The sequence below is a fragment of the Methanocalculus sp. genome, assembly GCF_029762515.1.
GTDB lineage: Archaea > Halobacteriota > Methanomicrobia > Methanomicrobiales > Methanocorpusculaceae > Methanocalculus.
On the sequence record NZ_JARVGN010000436.1, the window covers coordinates 1 to 1797 of the forward strand.

1 protein-coding gene and 1 pseudogene are annotated in these 1797 nt (G+C 50.4%); one reads left to right on the forward strand and one right to left on the reverse strand.

The genetic code is table 11. The features are described 5' to 3' along the window. Window positions 1-521 (reverse strand): annotated as a pseudogene (locus QCH34_RS11885) (A/G-specific adenine glycosylase); the annotation flags it as partial. An 88-nt stretch (window positions 522-609) separates the two neighbouring features. Between QCH34_RS11885 and QCH34_RS11890 the strand changes: the two are divergent. Next, the coding region (locus QCH34_RS11890) for a deoxyribodipyrimidine photo-lyase (RefSeq protein ID WP_300334453.1) at window positions 610-1797 on the forward strand (1188 nt) is incomplete at its 3' end.

Here is a 1797-nt window from a genome sequence, read left to right on the forward strand (position 1 = left end):
AAATAATGGATAAAAATTCTCCGGATATTCGTCTCGATATAGACAACCGGCAAATTAAATGCATATGCACAGATTGCTGACGCGGTTGCCTTCCCGATGCCCGGAAGCCTTTCAAGGACAGCCGGATCCTCTGGAACCTGATTATTATACTCATCCCTCAGGATGATTGCCGTCTTCTGGAGATTTATCGCACGCCTGTTATACCCAAGCCCGGACCAGGCTGAAAGAACAGCAGAGAGCGGAGCGGAGGCAAGGCAATCGATCGTTTTGAACTGCTCAATGAAGAGGGAATATTTTGGAGCCACCCGCTCCACCTGGGTCTGCTGGAGCATGAATTCTGAGACGAGGATAGAGTAGGGATCTGTTGTTCTACGCCAGGGGAGATCACGCCCGTATTGTCGGTAATATGAGAGTATAAGGTCAGAAAAAAGTTCAATTGATTCTTTATCCGGACCTTTTGCTGTGGCTCTCAGGACCGCCCTCTCTTTCCGGACGAGCTCAGAATCAAGAATTCCGTTCACTATGCATTATTCGATCGTGGCTGAACAAATACTTCCTTGTTCCTGCATATGGGAGGTATTATCAGCTCTATCCCCGATATCTCCACCTATGATCAATCCGGAACGGATACATTACCGGAAAGAGGGGGGAGATGAGGGCAGAGACAATGTGATCTACTGGATGCAGCGATCACAGAGAGCTGAACAGAATCATGCCCTTGAGTATGCGGTTCATGAGGCGAATCAGCGTGGAGTTCCACTCAATGTTCTCTTCTGTCTCGATCCGGATTACCCCCTCGGAACATCCCGTTCGTTCCGTTTCATGATCGAGGGGCTGGCAGAAACTCACAAGAATCTTCTTGAACGTGGCATACCTCTATCTGTGAAACTTGGTGATCCGGATCAACTGGTGCCCCGTTTTATCCAAGATACTGCATTACTGGTCATGGATCGTGGATATCTCAGGCATGAGAGGCTGATCCGTCATGCCATTACAGAAGAGGCTGACTGCCCGGTGATTGAGGTCGAATCAGATTGCGTGGTGCCGGTGAGGGCAGCGTCAGTTAAAGAAGAGTGGTCTGCTGCCACGCTAAGGCGCAGAATAACTCCGCAGATCTCCGATTTCCTTTCTCCTGTGGAAGAGATCAAATTGAAAAAACCCGCCCCTGAGGATGCAGAATCGGATCACGATCCTGCCGATATTGATGGTTTGCTGAAGAAGATCGGCTTCTTTGAGCCTGAGAGCCCACTCATGGCGCGTGGCGGACGAGCTGAAGCTGCCAGAAGACTGGCAGAATTTCTTGCCACTCCCGCTCATCTCTATGATACAGCACGAAATGATCCCGGACGCGAGGTCACCTCGGGCCTCTCCCCCTACCTGCACTTCGGCCAGATATCCCCTTTGGAAGTGGCACGCGCAGCCTCGGATCGGCCCGGTTTTCTTGAGGAGCTGATCGTCAGAAGGGAGCTTGCCATCAACTTTGTCTGGTATAATGAACAGTATGATTCCATCAACTGCCTGCCTGAATGGGCAAAGAAGACTCTTATGGAACATACCGAAGACACCCGCGACTATTGCTATTCATATGAGGAACTCAGGCGGGCAGAGACGCATGATCCCTTCTGGAATTCGGCCCAGAAGGAGATGATCCTCACCGGGAAGATGCACAATTATATGCGGATGTACTGGGGGAAGAAGATCCTTGAATGGTCTGAAACACCGGAAACCGGATACCAAAATGCCCTTCTCTTAAATGATACCTATGAGCTGGATGGCCGGGATCCAAACGGATATGCC